We start from the raw sequence: 22,400 nt of genomic DNA on the forward strand, positions 1-22,400 counted from the left end.
GGGCGTGCCCGCTCCCACAGGGATCGCGCCAGCCCAGAAAAATGAGACCAAAAGGCCCTGAAAACAAAAAGCCCCCGGCTTTTCAGCTCGGGGGCTCTTCGTAGAATGTGGCGGTGAAGAAGGGATTTGAACCCTTGATACGATTTCTCGTATACACACTTTCCAGGCGTGCTCCTTCGACCACTCGGACACTTCACCGTTTCTCTTCAAGCCTTGCAGCCTGTCGAGGTGCGCTAATTTAGTGAAAGACATTCCCTTTGGCAAGCATTTTTTTCAATTTTTTCATGCATTTGCATTTGAGCCCCGGCGTACGCTGACCGACCGGTCAGCCTTACTGCTTTACCTCGCCCCCAGCGCTGGGTAACGTCGTCGCCACGCCAACAAAAGGACTCTGCCATGAGCGAGCTGATTACCTACCACGCCGAAGACGGCATCGTTACCCTGACCCTGAACAACGGCAAGGTCAACGCCATCTCGCCAGACGTCATCGCTGCCTTCAACGCCGCGCTCGACCGCGCCACCGAAGAGCGCGCAGTGGTGATCATCACCGGGCAGCCAGGCATCTTGTCAGGCGGCTACGACCTCAAGGTGATGACCAGCGGCCCCAAGGAGGCGATAAGCCTGGTCACCGCCGGCTCCACCCTCGCCCGCCGCCTGCTGTCGCACCCGTTCCCGGTGGTGGTCGCCTGCCCGGGCAACGCCGTGGCCAAGGGTGCCTTCCTGCTGCTGTCTGGCGACTACCGCATTGGCGTCGAAGGGCCATACAAGGTGTGCCTGAACGAAGTGCAGATCGGCATGACCATGCACCATGCCGGCATCGAGCTGGCCCGCGACCGCCTGCGCCGCTCGGCCTTCCACCGCTCGGTGATCAATGCCGAGGTGTTTGACCCGCAGGGTGCGGTGGATGCCGGCTTCCTCGACAAGGTGGTGCCGGCCGAGCAGTTGCAGGATGCGGCACTGGCGGCGGCGCGAGAGCTGAAGAAGCTGAACATGCTGGCGCACAAGAACACCAAGCTGAAGGTGCGCAAAGGGTTGCTGGAAGCGCTGGACAAGGCGATCGAGCTGGACCAGCAGCATATGGGCTAGCCGGACCGGCCTCTTCGCGGGTAAACCCGCTCCCTCAGAAGTCTCGCTTCACCTGTGGGAGCGGGTTTACCCGCGCAGAGGCCGGAACAGGCTTACACCAGGGTTTGCCCCGACCAGTGCACATCCGTACACTGCCCGGCGACTGTCTGGTGTGAGTCGTACCATGCTTTATTCACTGCGCATGTTCCTGCTGGCGCTGCATTTCCTTGTGGTTGGTGCCCTGGGCCTGGTCATTGGCCTGTGCCGCCCCTTCAACCCCGACAACAGCCGCGTGTTCGCCCGCCTCTACAGCTTGCCGGCCACCTGGCTGATGCGAATCAGGGTCAAGGCCGAAGTCGGCCCGCTGTGGGACCAGCCGCCCGGCTGCGTGATCGTCGCCAACCACCAGTCCAACTTCGACCTGTTCGTGCTGGGCCAGGTGGTACCGCAACGCACCGTGGCCATCGGCAAGAAGAGCCTGGGCTGGATCCCGCTGTTCGGCCAGTTGTTCTGGCTGGGCGGCAATGTACTGGTCGACCGCAAGAACGCCTACCAGGCACGCAAGGCCATGCAGAAGACCACCCGGGTACTGCAGGACGACACCTCGATCTGGATTTTCCCCGAAGGCACACGCAATGCCGGCGAGCATCTGATGGCATTCAAGAAAGGCGCCTTTCACATGGCCATCGAGGCTGGCGTGCCAATCGTGCCGGTGTGCGTCAGCCGCTATGCAGGGCGCCTGAGCCTGAACAGCTGGCGCCAGCGCACGGTGATCGTGCGCTCGCTGCCACCGATCGCAACGGCGGGCATGACCCTGCAGGACCTGCCGGCGCTGATCGAACAGTGCCGGGGGCAGATGCAGCAATGCATCGACCGCATGGAAGGGGAACTGGCCAAGTGCTAGGTTGCTCTTGAGCCCACTACGGCCCAAGCTGTAACCCGTGTCCAACCGGAATAAGCGAACAACCATGGGTCGAGTCGTGGCATCGGCGGTTTACAGCGCCGGCAGAAAGGTCACCAACATCAGCATCGATGAAGGCAGCGAGTGGGCGCGCAAGCCGGGGCACTTCGTGTGGATCGGCCTGGAAGAGCCCAACGCCGAGGAACTGGCCAACCTGCAGTGCCAGTTCAACCTGCACGAACTGGCCATCGAAGATGCCCTGGAGAAGCACAGCCGGCCCAAGCTGGAAACCTTCGGCGACGCCCTGTTCATCGTCACCTACTCGCCGGTGCGCCACGAAGGCAAGCTGGAGTTCATCGAAACCCACATCTTCGCCGGCAACGGCTACATCATCACCTGCCGCAACGGCCACTCCAAGTCCTACGCCCTGGTGCGCCAGCGCTGCGAGGCGCGGCCGTTGCTGCTGGAGCACGGCGAAGACTTCGTGTTGTACGCCCTGCTCGACTTCGTCACCGAGAACTACCAGCCGGTCAGCGAGGCCATTCATGGCGAGATCGAAGAGCTGGAGCAAAGCGTGCTTGGCGGCTCGCTGCAGGAAGACGATATCCGCCGCCTGCACAGCTTGCGCCGCGACATCCTGCGCCTGCGGCGCTACGTGGCGCCGATGGTCGAGGTGAGCGAGGAACTGCAGCGCCTGAGCTTCCCGTTCATCGACAAGAACATGCGCCCGTACTTCCGTGATGTGCAGATCCACGTGACGCGGCAGATGGAAGACCTGGCCGGCATCCGTGACATCGCCAGCCAGACCATCGAGATCGGCATGCTGCTGGAGTCGTCACGGCAGAGCATCGTGCAGCGCAAGTTCGCGGCCTGGGCAGCGATCCTGGCGTTCCCCACGGCAATTGCCGGGATTTACGGGATGAACTTCCAGAACATGCCGGAGCTGGGGTGGCACTATGGGTATTTCGGGGTGCTGGGGTTGATTGCGATGGGGTGTTCGGGGTTGTATGCCAGCTTCAAGAAGTCTGGCTGGCTTTGAGATTGCCGGGGCCGCTCTGCGGCCCCGCGCTCTCACGCCGCGTCGTGCTTGCTCACCGGCTGCTGGATAAACCGCAACATCCACTCCCCCACCAGGTCGCCCTGGTGCTCGGTGGCCAGGCTGGCCACGGCCTTGTGGTACACCTCATCACCCAGATGCTCCTGGCGCGCATCGAGCAACGCGCGGGAGTAGTCATGCACGAACTCCGGGTGCCCCTGGAAGCACAGCACCTGGTCACGAATGTGGTACGCCGCGTTCGGGCAGAAATCGCTGGAGGCAATCACCGTGGCGCCTTCCGGCAGCTCGGTCACCTGGTCCTGGTGACTGATCAGCAAGGTCAGCTCCGAAACCTCCGGGTCCATCCACGGCGCATGGGCCGCCAGCGAATAGCGGTGGATACCCACGCCCCAACCCTGCTCGGCACGTTCGGCCTTGCCACCGAGGGTCAACGCCAGCAACTGATGACCGAAACATACCCCCAGCAGCTTCTCGCCACGCTCGTATAGCTTCAGCAGATAGGCCTTGAGGGTCTGGATCCATGGGTCGGTACCGAACGAATCGGCCTTGCTGCCCGTCACCAGGTAGGCATCGAACACTTCGTCGTCGGCGGGGTAATCGCCGTTCATCACGTTGTACACACGAAATTCGGCGGCGATCGGCTGACGCGAGAAGAGCTGCTCGAACATCCTGCCGTAGCCCTGGTACTGCGCCGTCAACTCCGGTCGCAGGACATCGGTTTCAAGGATGCAGATGCGTAACGACATAGGGATAGTCCTGAACGACATGGGTGGGAATCTGCTGTAGAGACTGACGCGAAAGGCACGTACAAGCAAGTAGGCCGCACTGACGAACGGTCACATTTCGTCGGTGCCCTGCTGGCACTTGCGCCACCGTCTAGCGAGAGCATGCCAGCCAGCTGGCACTTGGCCTCATAGCCAAACGAAATCAACGGACCACAGCATTAGAAGAAAGGGTTCTCAAACATGGATGACGCACACCCTACTGTTGGTTGTATATCCACTTTCAAGAGGCAAGCAGTTCAGGCGTCACGCAACGCCACTGCGATCGACCCGAAGCGCGACAGGGAAGCCAACGGGTATTCAGGAATAACAACAAGAAGGCGGTCCGCCATGTTCAGACAATCGAAAATTCGCCAAGCTGGGCTCATTCTCTTCGCCACGACTTTGCTGCTGATCCTGCCGAACCTGACACGTTTGTTCGGCTGACTGCCGCTGTGGCGCCAACAGGCAACGCACAGGTAACCTGCTGGCCTTGATGGTCGGAGATTACCCATGCGCCACTGCCTTGCACTGTTAGTGTTGCTCCTGAGCCTGCCGCTGTCGGCGGCGCAACTGCACCTTGAACTGGGCGCCACGACGCGCCAGTGGAGCAGTGCCGAACTGCTCGACCACCCGCAGGCCCGGGACATCAGCATCGACCAGGACGTTTCCTACAAGCGGCCCATGCACTATCGGGCGATGCCGTTGGCCGTGCTGCTGGAAGGCGTGAGCGCCAGCGACCACCTGCAGGCGGTGGCGCTGGACGGTTTTGCCGCCGAAATGCCCGCCGCGCCACTGTTGCAGCACGGGCCGGCACAGGCCTGGCTGGCGGTGGAGGACCCGGGCAGACCATGGCCGGCACTGGGCCAGGGCAAACCGAGTGCAGGGCCGTTCTACCTGGTGTGGACTGCGCCGCAGGCCAGCGGCATCCGCCCGGAGCAGTGGCCGTTCCAGATTTCCACGATTCGCAAGCTGGCTTCAGTCGAAGCGCGTTTTCCGGCACTGCTACCCGACCCGAAACTGCCGGCCGACAGCGCGGTGCGCCGGGGTTTTGCCCTGTTCCAGCAGAACTGCCTGGCGTGCCACCGGTTGAACGGCGCGGGGGATGCGCAGCTGGGGCCGGACTTGAATGTGCCGCATAGCCCGACCGAGTACTTCCAGCCTGAATATCTACGCCAGCTGATTCGTGACCCGCAGAGCCTGCGGCAGTGGCCGCAGGCGAAGATGCCAGGGTTTGCAGAGAGTGTTTTGAGTGACCCGGAGCTGGATGAATTGCTGGCTTATCTGAGACATATGGCTGGGCGTAGGCCTTGAGGGCTGTGCTTGCTTCTTCGCGGGCTTGCCCGCGAAGAAGGCAACACAAGACTCTCAGGCTATGGGCCGCTCCTGCTTGACCCCCCACCCTTCCACCTCACCACCATAAGGTGTCACCAGCTGCTCGAAGGTCTCTTCGAAGTCACCAATCCCGCCATGGGTGGCATACATGACCTTGCTCAGCTCCAGATGCCAGGCACCGTCGCCCAGTTCCTTCACCTGGGCATTCAGCGATTCACCGCGAAACTGCCCGGCCGCGCGGCGGGCCCCTGCTTCGTCGGGGAATATGGCGTAGAACTCGATGGGGTGGATCTGGGTGAAGTCGAAACCGCCTGCTTTCATCTGGCGCAGGACGTTGCTGCTGATATCGTCGTTCTGGCTGCTCATGAAACGTCCTCCTGAATAATGCGATGGATAGACTTTCCGTGCACTACGCACCTGCCGGCAGCGGCCGGGCAGTTCGAGCTGATGCAAGACGCGAAGGGATGCAGTGCCAACCCGCAGAATAGGCTGGTACCTTCATGCAGCGTAGTGCCTGCCAGGGCGCCACGCAAACGTGTGGTTCAGGGTGTTTCGTGGATGCTGGTGATGGTCACGCCGCTCTGTTCCTTGAGCCAGCGAGCGGTGGGGGAAACGGCGCGGTCCTGAAAGTCGTTGAGGTCCAGCTCGTCCATCACCGGGAACAGGTGCGAACGGATGGCCCGCGCGGCATCCTCCTCGCTGGGGCACTGGTCGCCACGCAGCGTCAAGGTGGTGAGGACGCCTTTCTGGTCGGCAAAGATGACTTCCCACTCTTTCATTGAACGAACCCTCTCAGTCAACGAACACCGGGTGTGTGATGCCTGAAACAAGTGACCTTGGGGTAGGGAGAATGTTCAGTCTGGGGATTTGTGTCGGGCCCATTCGCGGGCACGCCCGCTCCCACAGGGTCACCACAAGGTTCGAAACCTGTGCTGTACCTGTGGGAGCGGGCGTGCCCGCGAATGGGCCGTGAAACGGCCCCGATTTACTTTGGAGTGCCGTGCACAACACCGGCCGTGTTATCCAGCAGGCTCTTGGTCGCCGTCTGGATATACGCTTCCAGCTTCTTCAGCATCTCCGGCTGGTCCGGGCTTTCGATCAGCTCGGCCTTGAACTCGCTGCCCAGCTGGTAGCGGTACATGCGCGGGGTCATGTCCTTGGACTCGATCAGGATGCGGTCGCCCTGTACCAGGCCAACGATCTGCTCGCTGCCCGATGGCTTGATCATGCCCACGCCCTGGTCGCCCTCAGGCAGGTTGAGCAGGTCGCGGCCCCAGCACTGGTGACGGGCCTGGCCACCCAGGCGGCCCATGATGGTCGGCACGATGTCGACCTGGGTACCCACGGTGTGGTTGACCGCACCGAACTTCTCCTGGATGCCAGGGCCAATCAGCAGCAGCGGCACGTTGAAGCGGCCCAGGTCCAGCTCGGTGACCTGCTGGTGGTTGCCAAAGCCATGGTCGCCAACGATGACGAACAGGGTTTCCTTGAAGTACGGCTCCTTGCGCGCCTTCTCGAAGAATTGCCCCAGCGCCCAGTCCGAGTAGCGCATGGCAGTCAGGTGCTCGTCCAGGCGGCCCTGGCCGGTTACCGGTTCTACCGGCAGGTCCTTGGGCAGCGCGTACGGGGTGTGGTTGGACAGGGTCTGCAGCAGCGCGTAGATCGGCTTCTTGCCGTCGTGCTTGGCCAGCTCTTCGGCGCCACGGTCGAACATGTCCTGGTCGGACACGCCCCAGGTCGGGTCGGAGAACACCGGGTTGACGAAGTCGTTACGGCCAATGAAGGTGGTCATGCCCTGGTTGCCGAAGAACCCGGACTGGTTGTCCCAGGCAAAGTCGCCGTTATAGACGTACACGTCGTCGTAGTCGCGGGCGCTGAGCAAGGCCGGCAGGCCGGACAGCTTGTGGCCGCCTTCCGGGGTCTGCATCAGGTATTCGAAGCCTGGCAGGTTGGGGAAGCAGGCCATGGTGGCGAACATGCCCTGGTGGGTATGGGTTCCGTTGGAGAAGAAACGGTCGAACAGCAGGCCCTCTTTGGCCAGCTTGTCGAAGTACGGGGTGATGTTGTTGGGGCTGCCCAGCGCGCCCACCGAGTGGCCGGCGAAGCTTTCCATCAGGATCACCACCACGTTCTTGATCGGCAGGGTGCGCTCGGCCGGCGGCACGAAGTCGCGGCGGATGGCAGCCTCGTCGGCATCGACCAGGGTGTCGTTGGCGGTCAGCAGCTGCTCGCGCACGCTCTGCGTCGCCACGTCCTGCTCCAGCACCGGCTTCCAGATGTTGGCGCGGTCCTCGCCGAAGCGGCTTTTGGCGGCATCGATCAGGGTCAGGGTGCCGTTCAGGCCCAGCTGGTTGACGAAGTTGGAATCGGTGGTGAAGGCATCACCCCAACGCATCGGCGGGCCCTGGCGCAGGGTGCCACGGGCGGCGACCACGGCCACCAGCAGGATCACCATGAACACCGCCAGGCGGTTGTACCACGGCGCCGCGCGGTGCTGCAGGGTGACCTCGCCGGGGCGATTGCCACGGGTCATGCGGTCGATGCCCTTGAACAGCAGGCTCAGCAGCCAGGTACCGAACAGCCAGGCCAGCAGGTAGCGCACCACCGGGAAGCCGTACCAGAGCATGCTCAGTACGGTTTTCGGGTCTTCCTTGATGTACTGGAACACCAGGCCGTTGAGGCGCTGGTGGAACTCGCGATAGAAGTCCATTTCCATCAGGCCGAGGAACATCACCACGCTCGAGGTGATGGTCAGCCAGAAACGGAACAGGCCACGCCGGGCCATGGCCCAGGGACTGAGGATGGCCAGCAGCAGCGGAATGCTGATGTACACCACCACCCGCAGGTCGAAGCGCAAGCCGTTGAGAAAGCCTTCGGCGACTGTCGCGCTAGGGGTATCGCCGACCATGTCGCTGTTGTAGACCAGCAGCGCCAGGCGCACGAGGCTGAGCATCAGCATGATCACCAGGCCGCTGAGCAGCGTGTAGGCCAGGTGGGATTTCAGGGTGGGCGAGAACGACGCTCGCGCGCCCCGTTGCTTCAAGGCGTCCGGGTTAGCCATGAATGGGAAGGTCCTAGGATTGCGGGTTTGCGGAGATGGCGCAGGTGTATACCAACGCAGCATTGTGCGGGTGCGGATTCTGTTTAAACCAATGTGAAAATTTTGTCACGGGGGTATTGCCGGTTTTGTCTGTTACGGCCTCTTCGCGGGCACGCCCGCGAAGAGGCCGTAACAGACATTCAGATCCGCACATTCCCCCGCGGCCCGGCAATCGCCCAAATCACCAGGCCCACCACCGGCAGCAAGGCGATCAGCAAGATCCACAACACCTTGATGCCCACTTCGCTGCCGCTCTTGATCACATTGAGGATGGCCCAGATATCCAGCGCCAGGATGATCAGCCCGACCAGGCTGTTGAACGTCGAACCCATGCCTAAACTCCTGTCCAGAGGCTTTGCCACAGCATAGCCAGCTATCAAGGCAATAGAAGGGAATCCTTGGCGATTGGCGCAGGTCCCTGAGTAGACTGCCGGTATCCACAGATTCGAGGTTCACATGCCCCCCGCCCACACCCAAAGCGCCACCCCACCCTCGCTGCTGAACGCCTGGCGCCAACAGGCCATGAACACCCCCTGGCTCAGCGCCGGTCTGGGGTTGAGCCTGCTGGCGGTGGTGCTGCTGCTGGCCGCCAGCCTGTGGAACGCGGTGAACGGCGACCATGCCGACAACCTGCACCTGGCCATGCTGGGCGGGTTGTCCGGCTTTGGCGCCACGGCGCTGGGCGCGGTGCTGGCGGTGGTGCTGCGCGATGTGCGAGCGCGCACCCAGGACGTGATGCTGGGTTTTGCCGCCGGCATGATGCTGGCGGCCAGTTCGTTCTCGCTGATTCTGCCGGGCCTGGATGCCGCCCGCGAAATTACCGGCAACGGCCCGGCCGCGGCCTTTACCGTGGTGCTGGGCATGGGCCTGGGTGTGTTGCTGATGCTGGGCCTGGACCGCTTCACCCCGCATGAACACGAAAGCACCGGCCCGTGCGGCCCAGAGGCCGAGCGCATCAGCCGGGTGTGGTTGTTCGTGCTGGCGATTACCCTGCACAACCTGCCTGAGGGCATGGCCATTGGCGTGAGCTTTGCCAATGGCGACATGAACATCGGCCTGCCGCTGACCAGCGCCATCGCCATCCAGGACATCCCTGAGGGGCTGGCTGTGGCGCTGGCCTTGCGCGCAACCGGGTTGTCGAGCCTGAAGGCCGCGCTGGTGGCGATCGGGTCGGGGCTGATGGAGCCGCTGGGCGCGGTGATCGGCCTGGGGATTTCGACCGGTTTTGCCTTGGCCTACCCGGTGAGCATGGGGCTGGCGGCGGGGGCGATGATCTTTGTGGTGAGCCACGAAGTGATTCCCGAAACCCACCGCAATGGCCACCAGACGGCCGCGACCCTGGGGTTGATGGGTGGGTTTGCGGTGATGATGTTCCTCGATACCGCGCTGGGCTGATGCTTGAAGCTGCCTGTGCAGGCCTCTTCGCGGGTAAACCCGCTCCCACAGGGATATCACTGGGCCTGAAGGGAGTGATATCCCTGTGGGAGCGGGTTTACCCGCGAAGAAGCAAACGCTGAAATCAGATGTGTACGGCGACCTTCAGGGCCTCCAGGGCCGGCTCGACCCTGATCCCCAACTCTGCCCCCAGCTCCAGCACACGCGCCAGGTCGTTCTGCCCCACCATCACCATCTGCAGCTCGTCATCCAGCAACTGGCTGAAGTTGAGCAGCACATAACCACCAGCCTCTTTATTCAGTGCGCCCATCTGCACCTGGATGCGATTGAGCGCGGTCAGCGGCTCGGTGCGGGCCAGCTGCTTGGGCTTGAGGGTGAACGGCACACTCTGGTCGAACGAATCGCTGATCTGCTGGAACAGGTCCTGGTAGCTGTCGGCCTGGAACACCACGGTGTCCGGCAGGCTGCCCAGCACCACCCATTCGCCCAGCGGGATGGGGAAGCTGTCGTCGTAGTTGATGTCGGGGTTGGCAGCCAGGAAAGCGGCGGGGTCGGCGTAGGCCTGGGCGGCCTCGTCGGCGATGCGCTCGATGTCTTCCTCGCGCATGCAGCCGGCGCCAATGAGGCTGATGAATTCGAGCAACTGAGTTTTCATGAAAGGGGGCCTGCGACGGGTGAAAAGTCGCCAAGGATAGCCGCAAATGCCCCCTTGCGGTTAGCCGGCCAGCGCTTGCAGGCGTGCCGCGGTGTCCACGGCCCCCATGGTTTGCGCCGCCATCAGTGCGGTGGCACCGCGGGCATCCTGGCGAGCCGGGTCGGCGCCCTGGGCCAGCAGGTAGTCGAGGATTTCGCTACGGTTGAACATGGCCGCCAGCATCAGTGCGGTGCGGCCATCCTGCGCGGCGGCATCCACTGGCACGCCTTGCTCCAGCAACAGGCGGATCATGGCCAGGTCCCCCTTGAACGCGGCACCGGCGATAGGCAACTGACCGTTGTCGTTGGCAATCAGCGGGTCGGCGCCGTGCGCCAGCAGCACGCGCACCGCGTCGTGGTGGCCGTGGTAGCTGGCCAGCATCAGCAGGGTGTCACCCTTGTGGTTGCGCAGGTTGGCCGCCAGGCCGCTGGCAAGCAGGCGCCCAAGCATCTGGGCATCGCCTTGGCGGGCACGTTCGAACACTTGCTCGGCGAAGGCAGCGGTTTCATCGTCGGTCATGGCGACGGGCGTGGGTTGGCTGGACATTTGGAACCTCCTGGCAGAAATCGTTGCCCAAGTCTTTGTCAGGCAAGGCTGCCGGGTCAAAGGTTCAGATTCTATCGGACCGATAGCTGGCCGCGGGTCATGCAATATGCACTGTGCAAAATGCACGACCGTGCAGGTTGCACGACAGCGTTCCGGGAAGATTGACGTAACCGACTGAATTTAAAGATTTTTTCCAGAAAAAACATACTGGCACGGTCACTGCAACCATCAACTCATGTCTGCCACGCAACAGCCAGGAGTTGATATGGACCTCATCCAGGAAAAGTTCGTTTCGGTATTTTCGGCCTACCAGGTAAATACCCAGGCCCGCCCCGACGGCGGTGTGCTACTGACCCTGCGCGCTGCTGATGGCAAGGTTACCCGCCGGGTGCTGACCTATGCGCAACTGCACAGTGCCGAGCAGCTGTCCTGGGCGATCAGTGCGATTCGCCGGGATTTGGCCGAGCAGGCCAGTGAATTGCCGGTGATCTCGATGCTGCAGAGCCAGCAGCGGTTTGCCTTGCCGACTTATCGCTGAGTTTTTTGTTGGCTGATCTGGCCTCTTCGCGGGCTTGCCCGCGAAGAGGCCGGTAAAGCCATTACAGTTCGTCGATGCCCAGGAACGCCCGCGCCGTCACATCCCCGGTAAAACGCGGTTGCATACCCTGCTCGCTGCCATACAGCCGCAACGCCAGGCAAAACGGCGCATCGCCCAGCTCAACCCAGCGCCGGGTCCCCGCCGGCACCACGAGCTGGTCACCCTTCTCGCACAGCACCGAATACACCCACTCCCCCACCCGCAGGCCAACCTGCGCCCGCCCGCTGACCACGGCAAACACCTCGTCGGCGTCATGCACGTGCTCATCGCGCACGTCCACCTGCGCCGGGGCCTCTCCGTCACGGTTGAGCAACACGAAAGCCTTGCTGCCATGCGCCGTCATCAACTGGTCCAGGTGCCCGCGGCAGGCCTCCAGCACCTCGTCCTGGGCCGTGCCCGGGCGCACCCGCAGGCCATGCTCGGCATGGGTAAAGTGCACGCCCTGCTCGGCCAGGGTGACGGCGATGTCGTCGTGATGGGTCAGCACCTTGTTCGGCAGTTCCGGGCTGGAGGGGTGGAAAACGCTGAGAATGCTCATCAGGGGCGGGTCCTGGTCGGTTGCGAACAAAGGGCAATGATAACGGCTGCAGCCAAGGCTGCGGCACTGGCCATACCAAAGGTGAAGGTGGGCCCCAGCAGTTTCCAGCTGTAGCCTGAATACAACGCCCCCAACGCACCGCCGGTGCCCGACAGCGCCGCATACAGCGCCTGGCCCTGGCCCTGCTGGCGGGCGCCGAAGCTGCCCTGGACGAAAGCGATGCTGGCGGCATGGAAGCAGCCGAAGGTGGCCGCGTGCAGCACCTGGGCGAACACCAGCACCGCCGGCTCGCCGGCCAGGTTACCCAGCAACAGCCAGCGCAGCGCCGCCAGCACGAAGCTGGCCAGCAGCACCCGCTGCACGGAAAAGCGCGCGAAGATGCGGCTCATGGCCATGAACACCAGTACTTCGGCCACCACCCCCAGTGCCCACAGCAAGCCGATGGCACCACGGGCATAGCCCAGGTGTTCAAGGTGCAGGGTCAGGAAGGTGTAGTACGGCCCGTGGCTGAGCTGCATCAGCGCCACGCAGGCATAGAACGCGATCACCCCCGGCGCCCGCAGCTGCTGCAGGAAGCCGCCGGCGCCGCTGCGCTCGCCCTGCTCCACCGGCTGGGCATTGGGTACCCACAGGCTGGCGGCGACGATGCCGGCCATGATCGTGACCAGCGCCACCGGGTAGATATCCAGGCTCAGCCACTCGAACAGTCGGCCCAGGCCGACCACGGTGAGGATGAAACCGATCGAGCCCCACAGGCGCACCTGGCTGTAGCGCGCGGTTTGCCCGTGCAGGTGGGCCAGGGTGATGACCTCGAACTGCGGCAGCACCGCATGCCAGAAGAATGCATGCAGGGCCATGACCAGCGCCAGCCAGGCGTAGCTTTTGCCAAGGAAGATCAGGGCGAAAGTGGCCAGCGTCGACAACGCGCCCAGGCGCACGATCAGCAGGCGCTGGCCGGTGCGGTCACCCAGCCAGCCCCACAGGTTGGGTGCGATGCAACGCATGAGCATGGGGATGGCCACCAGCTCGCCGATGCGCGCCGGGGAGAAGCCCAGGTGGTCGAAGTACAGCGCCAGGAAGGGGGCGGTGGAACCAAGCAGGGCGAAGTAGAACAGGTAGAAGCTGGACAGGCGCCAATAGGGGATTGGTTGCATGGGATGGCCTTGTGGGAACCTGTGGCGGCCTCTTCGCGGGTAAACCCGCTCCCACAGGTACCTCACTGCCCTCAGGCCCAGTGATATTCCTGTGGGAGCGGGTTTACCCGCGAAGAGGCCGCTACTGGCGAATCAGAGCTGGCCCAGCACCGGGGTATCCACTTTCACATCGGCATTCTGCGCACGATGGCGCAGCAGGTGGTCCATCAGCACGATGGCCATCATCGCCTCGGCGATCGGCGTGGCGCGGATGCCCACGCACGGGTCGTGGCGGCCTTTGGTGACGACGTCCACCGGGTTGCCGTCGATGTCGATGGAGCGGCCCGGGGTGGTGATGCTGGAGGTCGGCTTCAGCGCCAGGTGGGCAACGATCGGCTGGCCCGAAGAAATACCGCCGAGGATGCCGCCAGCGTTGTTGCTGAGGAAGCCTTCCGGGGTCAGCTCGTCACGGTGCTCGGTGCCGCGCTGGGCCACGCTGGCGAAGCCGGCGCCGATTTCCACGCCCTTGACCGCGTTGATGCTCATCAACGCGTGGGCCAGTTCGGCGTCGAGGCGGTCGAAGATCGGCTCGCCCAGGCCCGGCATCACGCCTTCGGCGACCACGGTGATCTTGGCGCCCACCGAGTCCTGGTCACGGCGCAGCTGGTCCATGTAGGCCTCCAGCTCCGGCACCTTGCTCGGGTCAGGGCTGAAGAAAGCGTTCTGCTCCACCGACTCCCAGGTCTGGAACGGGATTTCGATCGGGCCCAGCTGGCTCATGTAGCCGCGCACGGTGATGCCCTGGGTGGCCAGGTACTTCTTGGCGATGGCACCGGCAGCTACGCGCATGGCGGTTTCGCGGGCCGAGCTACGGCCACCGCCGCGGTAGTCGCGGATGCCGTACTTGTGGTGGTAGGTGTAGTCGGCGTGGGCCGGGCGGAACAGGTCCTTGATCGCCGAGTAGTCCTTGGACTTCTGGTCGGTGTTGCGGATCAGCAGGCCGATCGAGCAGCCGGTGGTGCGGCCTTCGAACACACCGGAGAGGATTTCCACCTCATCGGCTTCCTGGCGCTGGGTGGTGTGACGGCTGGTGCCGGGCTTGCGCCGGTCGAGGTCGTGCTGCAGGTCGGCGAGGGAAATTTCCAGGCCTGGTGGGCATCCATCGACAATGGCGACCAACGCCGGGCCATGGCTCTCGCCAGCGGTGGTGACAGTGAACAGCTTGCCGTAGGTATTGCCGGACATGGACGCTCCGCGAGATCTGCCTGAAGTGAACGAAAGCGGCAGTATACAGATGGATTGATCGCCTGTGCTGGCCTCTTCGAACCTTCCCACGAACACTGGGTCAAACCGTTATCTCCCCATGTAGTACCGCATGATGTCGCGCCTCGTCGCCCTCTTCTTCCTGCTGTGCACCGGCCTGGCCCAGGCCGCCACCCCCACCGTGCTGCAACGCCCGATCGACCTCGACACCGGCCAGGGCGTGCTGCACGGCAGCCTGCTGCTGCCTGAACAGGCCACCCCGCCACCGGTGGTGCTGATCATCGCCGGCTCCGGCCCCACCGACCGTGACGGCAACAACCCGGCGTCAGGCCGGGTCGACAACCTCAAGCGCCTGGCCCTGCTGCTGGCCAACGAGCACATCGCCAGCGTGCGCTACGACAAGCGCGGGGTGGCCGCCAGCCAGCCGGCCACGCCCGACGAGCGTGACCTCAGCGTGGAGCGCTACGTGGCCGACGTGGTCGCCTGGAGCCACAAACTCAAGGCCGACCCGCGCTTTGGCCCACTGATCCTGATCGGCCATAGCGAGGGCGCGCTGATCGCCAGCCTGGCCGCCGAGCAGGCCGGCGCCAGCGCGGTGATCACCCTGGCCGGCAGCGGCCGACCGCTGGCCGAAGTGCTGCGCGAACAACTGGCCCAACGCCTGCCACCGGCACAACTGGCCGGTGGCAGCGCCCTGCTCGACCGCCTGCAGGCCGGGCAGACCAGCCTGGAGGTGCCGGCGCCGCTGCGCCAGGTGTTCCGCCCCAGCGTGCAGCCCTACCTGATTTCGCTGTTCCAGCAGAACCCGGCGGCGGCCTTCGCCCGCCTGCCAATGCCCGCACTGATCGTGCAGGGGCGCAACGATGTGCAGGTGGGCGTGGTCGACGCCCAACGACTGAAAGCGGCCAAGCCGGATGCGCAGCTGGTGCTGATCGATGGCATGAACCACATGCTGCGCATCAGCCCCAAGGCGATGAGCCAGCAGCGCGACAGCTACCTCAACCCCGAACTGCCGCTGGCGCGGGAGCTGGGTGAACGGATTGTGACGTTCATCCAGCATTTGCCTTCAGCGTGAGGTAAACGGGCTCAGGTCTCGGACACGCCTGCCGATACAGCAGGCATTGCCGAGGACAAGCCCTGATGACAACCACCCCCGTCGCCGCAGAGCCGGCCGAAGAACCTCAGGAAAGCCCTGCCCTTCCCTGGGCCGAGCTGACCGCCGAACATTTCCAGTTGCTGCGCCTGGCCGCCCTGCCCACTGACCGCAGCACCGGCGCACGGCCGCTGCGCTTTGTGCAGTTCGGCTATGCCGAGCGCCACGACAAGGCTCACAGCCTGCTGCGCATGGAAATCAAACTGCCGGGCCAGAAGGTACACAAGGAACAGAACCGCCTGGACATCCGCGTCGACCATGCCGAACGCCTGGTACGCATCGGCGGTGAACATGGCCTGCAACTGGAGCCGCCGAACCGTGGCATCGGCCGCTTCCTGCTGGCCCAGGCTGCGCAGTGGCTGCAGCGCAAGTGGTCGCACTACCGGGTCGAGGGCATGGCGCTGCCGAGCAAGGATGCGCTGAACGAAGACTCACGTCTGCGCCGTGACCACTGCCTGCGCGGGGTGGGTATCGAGGTGGAGTACGAGGACAGCCAGCACCTGAAAGGCCGTACCGTGGAAATGACGGTGGGCCAGCTCAAGGGCGCGTGGAACAGCGAGCGCTTGCAGCGGGTGGAGATACTGGATGCTGCCAGCCTGCTGCAGCAGGCCGACCAGCAGTTGCAGGAGAAGGAAGGGCAACTGCGTGAGCGCGATGAGCGGGTGGCCAAGTACCAGCGTGAAGACAGCGGATTGCGTTTTACCATTACCTGCCTGGTGGCGTTTGCAGTGTTCCAGGCGGGGTTGCTGATCTGGATTGCCACGCGCTGACACCGCGTTGCCTGCTTCGCGGGTAAACCCGCTTCCACAGGGACCGCGTCGCACCTGAGGGCAACGCCATACCTGTAGGAGCGGGTTTACCCGCGAAGAGGCCCTGGAATCAGACGCGGGCCTTGAACAGTTCCTGATGCTGGCGGCACTGCTCGGCGGTCAGCATGAACACCCCATGCCCGCCGCGCTTGAACTCCAGCCAGGCAAAGTCCACCTCGGGGTACAGCGCCTCGACATGCACCTGGCTGTTACCCACCTCGACAATCAGCAAGCCCTTGTCGGTCAGGTGGTCCGCCGCTTCGGCCAGCATGCGCCGCACCAGGTCCAGGCCATCGTTGCCGCAGGCCAGGCCCAACTCGGGCTCGTGGTGGTACTCGGCCGGCATGTCGTCGAAGTCCTCGGCATCGACATACGGCGGGTTGGACAGGATCAGGTCGAAACGCTGCCCCGGCAATCCGCCAAAACCATCGCCTTGCACGGTGTACACGCGCCCGTCCAGGCCGTGGCGTTCAATGTTCTGGTTGGCCACTTCGAGCGCCTCGAACGACAGGTCGGCCAGCACCACCTCGGCCTCGGGGAACACGTCGGCGGCAACGATGCCGATGCAGCCGGAACCGGTGCACAGGTCGAGAATGCGCGCCGGCTCGCTCGCCAGCCACGGTTCGAAGCGTTTCTCGATCAGTTCGCCAATCGGCGAACGTGGCACCAGCACGCGCTCGTCGACGATGAACGACATGCCGCAGAACCAGGCCTCGCCCAGCAGGTAGGCGGCCGGAACGCGCTCTTCGATACGGCGCTTGAGCAAGTGCTGCAGGCGTACCCGCTCGTCGTCCTCGAGCATGCAGTCCAGGTAGCTGTCGGCCACTTCCCACGGCAGGTGCACCGCACCCAGCACCAGCAGGCGGGCCTCGTCCCAGGCGTTGTCGGCACCGTGGCCGAAGAACAGGTCGTGCTCGTGGAAGCGGCTGACCGCCCAGCGGATGTAGTCGCGCAGCGTGCGCAGGCGGGATGTGATCACGGGGTACTCCTAATTCAGACCGGACAAAAGTCTAACAGCCCCACTCGCACATTTGTTCCTTTGCATTACCCAATGGCTAGCCACAAGCCAGTAACCATGCCGCTTACGTTGTCAACCATTCCCATTGGCGCCAAGGCAGGGGACAATAGGTATACAAAAGCCCTATCCAAGGAGCCCTTGATGTCCGTTCCAACCACGATGTTCCGCCTCACTGGCCGCGACTATCCGCCGGCCAAGCTGAGCCACGCCAGCCTGATCATCATCGATGCGCAAAAGGAGTACCTCAGCGGGCCCCTGGCGCTGTCGGGCATGGACGAGGCCGTGGCCAACATCGCCAGGTTGCTCGACGCCGCGCGCAAGAGCGGCCGTCCGATCATCCATGTTCGCCACCTGGGCACTGTCGGTGGCCGCTTCGACCCGCAAGGTCCGGCCGGCCAGTTCATTCCGGGGCTGGAGCCGCTGGAAGGCGAAATCGTCATCGAAAAACGCATGCCCAACGCATTCAAGAACACCAAGCTGCACGAGACCCTCCAGGAACTGGGCCACCTGGATCTGATCGTGTGCGGCTTCATGAGCCATTCCAGCGTCAGCACCACCGTGCGTCGTGCCAAGGACTATGGTTACCGCTGCACCCTGGTGGAAGACGCTTCGGCGACCCGCGACCTGGCATTCAAGGATGGGGTAATCCCGGCCGCGCAGATTCACCAGTGCGAAATGGCCGTGATGGCCGACAACTTCGCTTGCGTGGCCCCCACCGCCAGCCTGATCTGACCGGCTGGGTACAACCGCCCGGCAGCCGGGCGGAACCCGATGGGCGGCCCCAGGTCGAATTCCGGATATCCACAGAGGAGAGCGGAATGAAGCTCAAAGGCAGTTTCGACGCCAAGCGCCTTCGCCCGCGCGAACCGCGTAACTGGGGCGCCCGCCTGGCGGCCGGCCTGTCGGCCCTGCTGGCAACCCTGGGCGTGCTGCTGGCAATGGCCGGCGTCGCCGGCCTGCTGGGCAACTACCCTGCCCTGGCGGAACTCAATGCCAACAAACCGCTGGCCGGTATCCTCACCGGGGCCGGCTTGCTGCTGCTGTGGCTAGGCGTGCGCTTCTGGCGGCGCAGCCGCATTCGCCTGCGCCGTGGGCGCGAGCTGAACCTGTCGCCGCACCTGATGAAGAAACACGATTGAGGCGCTGCTTACGCGGTCCTTGTGGGAGCGGGTTTACCCGCGAAAGGGCCCGTACAGGCTGCACACCGCCCCACAGTCGCGTAAACTACGCCGCCCACGTGGAGGCATCATGCAAGACGACGATTTTTCCCTGTTCAAGGCCGAAGTGCGCGGTGTCAAACCGATCAGGCACGACCGCGCCGAAGTCGGCAAGCCCAAGGCCGACCGCCAGCAGCTGGCCGGCCTGCGCCAGGCGGCGACCGTGCGCAGTGACAAGGCGCTGGTGATCGACGGCATGTCCGACCAGTTCGTCATCGACGTTGGCGCCGAAGACGAGCTGCTGTGGCGCCGCGATGGCGTGCAGGAAGGCCAGCTGCGCAAGCTGAAGCTGGGGCAGATCCCGTTCGAGGGCAGCCTCGACCTGCACGGCATGACCGTGGAAAAGGCCCGCGAAACCCTGTGGGACTTCATCGCCGAAGCCACCAGGCTGGAAGTGCGCTGCGTGCGGGTTACCCACGGCAAGGCCGCGCGCCTGGACGGCAAGCGTCCGATGATCAAGAGCCACGTCAACACCTGGCTGCGCCAGCACCCGCAGGTGCTCGGTTTTGCCTCGTGCAACGCCCGCCACGGCGGCACCGGCGCGGTCTATGTGATGCTCAAGCGAACCATGCTCGAAGGCCGCGACGAGTAACGCCGCGCTTGCAGCGCCGCCCTCACCGCCGTACCCTTCGTTTTTGCGATTTTTTCCCACAGGTAGATCCATGTCCCTGGAACAGAACTACACCGAGATCCTCAGCCAGATTGGCGAGGACGTCTCCCGTGAGGGCCTGCTCGACACGCCCAAGCGGGCTGCAAAGGCGATGAAGTACCTTTGCCGCGGTTATGAGCAAACACTGGAAGAAGTCACCAACAACGCGCTGTTCAGCTCTGACAACAGCGAAATGGTGCTGGTCCGGGACATCGAGCTGTATTCGATGTGCGAACACCACATGCTGCCGTTCATCGGCAAGGCGCACGTGGCCTACCTGCCCAAGGGCAAGGTACTGGGCCTGTCGAAGGTGGCGCGCATCGTCGACATGTACGCCCGCCGCCTGCAGATCCAGGAAAACCTCAGCCGCCAGGTTGCCGAGGCCGTGCAGCAGGTAACCGGTGCCGCCGGTGTGGCCGTGGTCATCGAAGCCAAGCACATGTGCATGATGATGCGCGGTGTCGAGAAGCAGAACTCGACCATGATCACCTCGGTGATGCTGGGTGAGTTCCGCGAAAACGCCGCCACCCGCAGCGAGTTCCTCAGCCTGATCAAGTGATTGGCTGCTGACCCCAAGCCGACCCTCCCGGGTCGGCTTTTTCATTTCAGGAGTTGCCCATGATCGTCAAAGCCCTGCGGGTTGGCCTCGGCCAGCTCATCGTGTTCGGCGACTGGATCAGCCGCCCGGCCAAGCGCAAGCGCGACGCCGCCGCCCAGGCCCGCGTCGAGCAAGCGGCCAAGGGCCTGGCGCTGTACCAGTTCCACGCCTGCCCGTTCTGCGTCAAGACACGCCGCACCCTGCACCGTTTGAACGTGCCGGTGGCGCTGCGCGATGCCAAGAACGACCCTGCGCACCGCCAGGCCCTGCAGGAAGGTGGCGGCCGGGTGAAAGTGCCGTGTCTGCGCATTGAAGAAGCGGGCAAGGTGACCTGGATGTATGAGTCCAAGGCCATCATTGCCTACCTGGATGAGCGGTTCGCTTCGGCCTGACGGTTTGCGGGCAGCCTGCTCTGGCCCTTTCGCGGGCACGCCCGCTCCCACAGGCTCACCACAGGGCTGAATATTGTGGAATACCTGTGGGAGCGGGCATGCCCGCGAAGAGGCCGGCAAAGGCTAGAAACTACCCCACCATCGGCACATGCCTCGGGTGGCTGCTGACCCGCTCCAGCCAGGCCCTCACTGCCGGGTAATCGGCCAGGTCGAACCCACCCTGGTGCGCCACGTGGGTATAGGCATACAACGCCACGTCGGCAATCGAGTACTGGTCACCAACCAGGTACGGCGTCATCTGCAGCTGCCGCTCCATCACCTTCAGCGCCTTGTACCCACCCTTGTGCAGCTTGCGGTACTCGTCCAGGCGCTCGTCCGGCAACCCCAGGTAGAACTGGATGAAGCGCGCCACGGCAATGTATGGCTCATGGCTGTACTGCTCGAAGAACTGCCACTGCAACACCTGGGTACGCAGGCGCGGCTCGGTAGGCAGGAACTCGCTGCCATCGGCCAGGAAGTTGAGAATGGCATTGGACTCCCACAGGTAGCTGCCGTCCTCCAGCTCCAGCACCGGCACCTTGCCGTTGGGGTTCATCGCCAGGAACTCGGCTGTTTCGGTCTCGCCCTTGAGGATGTCCACCGGGTGCCATTCATACGGCCGGTCCAGCAGGTTCAACATCAGCTTGACCTTGTAGCAGTTGCCCGACTGGTAGTCGCCATAGACCTTGTACATCGCCCTTCCACTCCCAAGCAGTTCTGCATTTTCGCCCAATAGTTGGCGACTGTACGGCTAAAAGCAATGGCCGCTGTATGGCAAGGATCAACCTTGCTCGCTGTAGTCTGAAAAAACTGCTTACACCTTTACAAGGATTTTGTTCATGACCAATGCCACTTCCATACGCCTGCGGCCCCTGGCAGACAGCTCCCCATCGGCGGTGGTCGCCGGCTTTATCGCCATGCTCACCGGCTATACCAGCTCGCTGGTGCTGATGTTCCAGGCCGGCCAGGCAGCCGGGCTGACCAGCGCGCAGATTTCGTCATGGATCTGGGCGTTGTCGATCGGCATGGCGGTATGCAGCATCGGTCTGTCGCTACGTTACCGCACGCCGATCACCGTAGCCTGGTCCACCCCCGGTGCCGCCTTGCTGATCACCAGCCTGGGCGGGGTCAGCTATGGCGAGGCGATCGGCGCCTACATTACCTGCGCCGTGCTGGTGCTGATCTGTGGCCTGACCGGCAGCTTCGAGCGCCTGGTCAAGCGCATCCCGGCCTCGCTGGCCTCGGCGCTGCTGGCTGGCATCCTGTTCAAGATCGGCAGTGAAATCTTCGTCGCCGCCCAGCACCGCACCTTGCTGGTACTGGGCATGTTCTTCAGCTACCTGCTGGTCAAGCGCCTGTCGCCGCGTTACTGCGTGCTGGCCGCGCTGCTGGTGGGCACGGCGCTGTCCGGTGCCTTGGGCCTGCTGGACTTCAGCAGCTTCCGCCTGGAAGTGGCCACGCCAGTGTGGACCACGCCAAGCTTCTCGCTGGCAGCGACCATCAGCATTGGCATTCCGCTGTTCGTGGTGGCGATGACCTCGCAGAACATGCCGGGTGTGGCCGTGCTGCGCGCGGACGGCTACCAGGTGCCGGCCTCACCACTGATCTCGGCCACCGGCTTTGCCTCGCTGCTGCTGGCACCGTTTGGCTCGCACGGGGTCAACCTGGCAGCGATCAGCGCGGCGATCTGCACCGGGCCGCATGCCCATGAAGACCCGGCCAAGCGTTATACCGCGGCAGTGTGGTGCGGGATTTTCTACGGCATTGCCGGGGTGTTCGGCGCGACCTTGGCGGCGCTGTTTGCGGCATTGCCGAAAGAGCTGGTGCTGTCGATTGCGGCGCTGGCGCTGTTCGGCTCGATCATGAACGGGCTGACCGTGGCCATGAGCGAAGCGCGTGAGCGGGAGGCGGCGTTGATCACCTTCATGGTCACGGCGTCGGGGCTGACCTTGTTCTCGATCGGCTCGGCGTTCTGGGGGATTGTGGCGGGGGTGTTGACCTTGATGATCCTAAATCCGCGCAGGGCCTGAAGGTATTTGTTGCCTGTACCGGCCTCTTCGCGGGTAAACCCGCTCCCACAGGGATCACACAATATTCAGCCTTGTGGTATTCCTGTGGGAGCGGGTTTACCCGCGAAGA

Annotated in this window: 27 protein-coding genes and 1 tRNA gene; 15 read left to right on the forward strand and 13 right to left on the reverse strand. The window is 63.7% G+C overall.

Annotated elements, in window-relative coordinates; all coding sequences use genetic code 11:
- Positions 1–108: 108 nt before the first annotated feature.
- Positions 109–198 (reverse strand) — tRNA-Ser (locus J5M71_RS11430).
- A gap of 198 nt (positions 199–396) precedes the next feature.
- On the opposite strand from J5M71_RS11430, the gene J5M71_RS11435 reads away from it, so the two are divergent.
- From J5M71_RS11435 to J5M71_RS11445, 3 genes are all read left to right on the forward strand, one after another.
- Entirely contained in the window at positions 397–1,086 is a 690-nt protein-coding gene (locus J5M71_RS11435) for a crotonase/enoyl-CoA hydratase family protein (protein ID WP_015269365.1), read from the forward strand.
- A gap of 163 nt (positions 1,087–1,249) precedes the next feature.
- Complete coding sequence (locus J5M71_RS11440; RefSeq protein WP_207832293.1) at positions 1,250–1,969, forward strand: lysophospholipid acyltransferase family protein; 720 nt, start codon at positions 1,250–1,252, stop codon at positions 1,967–1,969.
- A 64-nt stretch (positions 1,970–2,033) separates the two neighbouring features.
- Positions 2,034–3,005: a magnesium and cobalt transport protein CorA gene (locus J5M71_RS11445; RefSeq protein ID WP_207832295.1), complete on the forward strand. Its 972-nt coding sequence runs from the start codon at positions 2,034–2,036 to the stop codon at positions 3,003–3,005.
- 32 nt (positions 3,006–3,037) lie between these two features.
- Here the strand turns inward: J5M71_RS11445 and J5M71_RS11450 are convergent, their stop codons facing one another.
- Positions 3,038–3,769 (reverse strand): amidotransferase, encoded by a 732-nt coding sequence (locus tag J5M71_RS11450; RefSeq protein ID WP_063911677.1) that lies wholly within the window; start codon positions 3,767–3,769, stop codon positions 3,038–3,040.
- Between the two features lie 219 nt (positions 3,770–3,988).
- Here J5M71_RS11450 and J5M71_RS11455 point away from each other — a divergent pair, with 219 nt between their 5' ends.
- Entirely contained in the window at positions 3,989–4,231 is a 243-nt protein-coding gene (locus J5M71_RS11455; protein ID WP_128637193.1) for a hypothetical protein, read from the forward strand.
- A 66-nt stretch (positions 4,232–4,297) separates the two neighbouring features.
- Entirely contained in the window at positions 4,298–5,098 is an 801-nt protein-coding gene (locus tag J5M71_RS11460; protein ID WP_207832297.1) for a cytochrome c, read from the forward strand.
- 54 nt (positions 5,099–5,152) lie between these two features.
- Here the strand turns inward: J5M71_RS11460 and J5M71_RS11465 are convergent, their stop codons facing one another.
- The 4 genes from J5M71_RS11465 to J5M71_RS11480 all read right to left on the reverse strand — a co-directional run bounded on the left by J5M71_RS11465 (position 5,153) and on the right by J5M71_RS11480 (position 8,551).
- A complete protein-coding gene (locus J5M71_RS11465) occupies positions 5,153–5,485 on the reverse strand; it encodes a ribonuclease E inhibitor RraB (RefSeq protein ID WP_063911675.1) in 333 nt (110 codons plus the stop codon).
- A gap of 176 nt (positions 5,486–5,661) precedes the next feature.
- Positions 5,662–5,898 carry a hypothetical protein gene (locus tag J5M71_RS11470; protein ID WP_207832299.1) on the reverse strand — a complete coding sequence of 79 codons (237 nt, stop codon included), beginning with the start codon at positions 5,896–5,898 and terminating at the stop codon, positions 5,662–5,664.
- Positions 5,899–6,104: 206 nt separating this feature from the next.
- Positions 6,105–8,180 (reverse strand): LTA synthase family protein, encoded by a 2,076-nt coding sequence (locus tag J5M71_RS11475; RefSeq protein WP_207832301.1) that lies wholly within the window; start codon positions 8,178–8,180, stop codon positions 6,105–6,107.
- A 179-nt stretch (positions 8,181–8,359) separates the two neighbouring features.
- Entirely contained in the window at positions 8,360–8,551 is a 192-nt protein-coding gene (locus tag J5M71_RS11480; protein ID WP_012271091.1) for a PLDc N-terminal domain-containing protein, read from the reverse strand.
- A 124-nt stretch (positions 8,552–8,675) separates the two neighbouring features.
- On the opposite strand from J5M71_RS11480, the gene J5M71_RS11485 reads away from it, so the two are divergent.
- Complete coding sequence (locus J5M71_RS11485) at positions 8,676–9,614, forward strand: ZIP family metal transporter (RefSeq protein WP_063911672.1); 939 nt, start codon at positions 8,676–8,678, stop codon at positions 9,612–9,614.
- A gap of 124 nt (positions 9,615–9,738) precedes the next feature.
- Here the strand turns inward: J5M71_RS11485 and J5M71_RS11490 are convergent, their stop codons facing one another.
- Both J5M71_RS11490 and J5M71_RS11495 read right to left on the reverse strand, forming a co-directional pair.
- Entirely contained in the window at positions 9,739–10,269 is a 531-nt protein-coding gene (locus J5M71_RS11490; protein ID WP_207832303.1) for a hypothetical protein, read from the reverse strand.
- Between the two features lie 60 nt (positions 10,270–10,329).
- Complete coding sequence (locus J5M71_RS11495) at positions 10,330–10,854, reverse strand: ankyrin repeat domain-containing protein (protein ID WP_207832305.1); 525 nt, start codon at positions 10,852–10,854, stop codon at positions 10,330–10,332.
- Positions 10,855–11,119: 265 nt separating this feature from the next.
- Between J5M71_RS11495 and J5M71_RS11500 the strand changes: the two genes are divergently transcribed.
- Positions 11,120–11,392 (forward strand): DUF3509 domain-containing protein, encoded by a 273-nt coding sequence (locus J5M71_RS11500; RefSeq protein WP_013971511.1) that lies wholly within the window; start codon positions 11,120–11,122, stop codon positions 11,390–11,392.
- A gap of 61 nt (positions 11,393–11,453) precedes the next feature.
- Here the strand turns inward: J5M71_RS11500 and J5M71_RS11505 are convergent, their stop codons facing one another.
- The 3 genes from J5M71_RS11505 to aroC all read right to left on the reverse strand — a co-directional run bounded on the left by J5M71_RS11505 (position 11,454) and on the right by aroC (position 14,368).
- Complete coding sequence (locus J5M71_RS11505; protein WP_207832307.1) at positions 11,454–11,990, reverse strand: oxidase; 537 nt, start codon at positions 11,988–11,990, stop codon at positions 11,454–11,456.
- The gene (locus J5M71_RS11510) at positions 11,990–13,144 is read right to left on the reverse strand and encodes an MFS transporter (protein WP_063911668.1); all 1,155 of its coding nucleotides are present in this window, start codon (positions 13,142–13,144) and stop codon (positions 11,990–11,992) included. Before J5M71_RS11510 ends, J5M71_RS11505 begins: the two co-directional genes overlap by 1 nt.
- 132 nt (positions 13,145–13,276) lie before the next feature.
- Positions 13,277–14,368, reverse strand: a complete 1,092-nt coding sequence (gene aroC / locus J5M71_RS11515) for a chorismate synthase (protein ID WP_207832309.1) — start codon at positions 14,366–14,368, stop codon at positions 13,277–13,279.
- A gap of 130 nt (positions 14,369–14,498) precedes the next feature.
- On the opposite strand from aroC, the gene J5M71_RS11520 reads away from it, so the two are divergent.
- Together J5M71_RS11520 and J5M71_RS11525 are read left to right on the forward strand one after the other, a co-directional pair.
- Positions 14,499–15,461 carry an alpha/beta fold hydrolase gene (locus tag J5M71_RS11520; protein ID WP_207832311.1) on the forward strand — a complete coding sequence of 321 codons (963 nt, stop codon included), beginning with the start codon at positions 14,499–14,501 and terminating at the stop codon, positions 15,459–15,461.
- A 65-nt stretch (positions 15,462–15,526) separates the two neighbouring features.
- Complete coding sequence (locus tag J5M71_RS11525) at positions 15,527–16,309, forward strand: hypothetical protein (RefSeq protein WP_207832313.1); 783 nt, start codon at positions 15,527–15,529, stop codon at positions 16,307–16,309.
- Between the two features lie 109 nt (positions 16,310–16,418).
- Here the strand turns inward: J5M71_RS11525 and prmB are convergent, their stop codons facing one another.
- On the reverse strand, positions 16,419–17,327 hold the full coding sequence (prmB, locus tag J5M71_RS11530) for a 50S ribosomal protein L3 N(5)-glutamine methyltransferase (RefSeq protein WP_207832315.1): 909 nt from the start codon (positions 17,325–17,327) through the stop codon (positions 16,419–16,421).
- 180 nt (positions 17,328–17,507) lie between these two features.
- Here prmB and J5M71_RS11535 point away from each other — a divergent pair, with 180 nt between their 5' ends.
- From J5M71_RS11535 to J5M71_RS11555, 5 genes are all read left to right on the forward strand, one after another.
- Positions 17,508–18,098, forward strand: a complete 591-nt coding sequence (locus J5M71_RS11535) for a cysteine hydrolase family protein (RefSeq protein WP_063911663.1) — start codon at positions 17,508–17,510, stop codon at positions 18,096–18,098.
- Between the two features lie 86 nt (positions 18,099–18,184).
- Entirely contained in the window at positions 18,185–18,505 is a 321-nt protein-coding gene (locus tag J5M71_RS11540; protein WP_207832317.1) for a hypothetical protein, read from the forward strand.
- 109 nt (positions 18,506–18,614) lie between these two features.
- Positions 18,615–19,175 (forward strand): Smr/MutS family protein, encoded by a 561-nt coding sequence (locus J5M71_RS11545; protein ID WP_063911661.1) that lies wholly within the window; start codon positions 18,615–18,617, stop codon positions 19,173–19,175.
- Between the two features lie 70 nt (positions 19,176–19,245).
- A complete protein-coding gene (gene folE, locus J5M71_RS11550; protein ID WP_013971502.1) occupies positions 19,246–19,791 on the forward strand; it encodes a GTP cyclohydrolase I FolE in 546 nt (181 codons plus the stop codon).
- Positions 19,792–19,850: 59 nt separating this feature from the next.
- Positions 19,851–20,222, forward strand: a complete 372-nt coding sequence (locus J5M71_RS11555) for a glutaredoxin (RefSeq protein WP_063911660.1) — start codon at positions 19,851–19,853, stop codon at positions 20,220–20,222.
- 130 nt (positions 20,223–20,352) lie between these two features.
- On the opposite strand, the gene J5M71_RS11560 is transcribed toward J5M71_RS11555, so the two are convergent.
- Positions 20,353–20,955, reverse strand: a complete 603-nt coding sequence (locus J5M71_RS11560) for a glutathione S-transferase family protein (protein WP_207832319.1) — start codon at positions 20,953–20,955, stop codon at positions 20,353–20,355.
- 145 nt (positions 20,956–21,100) lie between these two features.
- Between J5M71_RS11560 and J5M71_RS11565 the strand changes: the two genes are divergently transcribed.
- Positions 21,101–22,291, forward strand: coding sequence for a benzoate/H(+) symporter BenE family transporter (locus J5M71_RS11565; protein ID WP_207832321.1), 1,191 nt, complete (start codon positions 21,101–21,103; stop codon positions 22,289–22,291).
- The last annotated feature ends 109 nt before the right edge of the window (positions 22,292–22,400 follow it).

It is taken from the genome of Pseudomonas sp. 43(2021), assembly GCF_017490805.1.
GTDB lineage: Bacteria > Pseudomonadota > Gammaproteobacteria > Pseudomonadales > Pseudomonadaceae > Aquipseudomonas.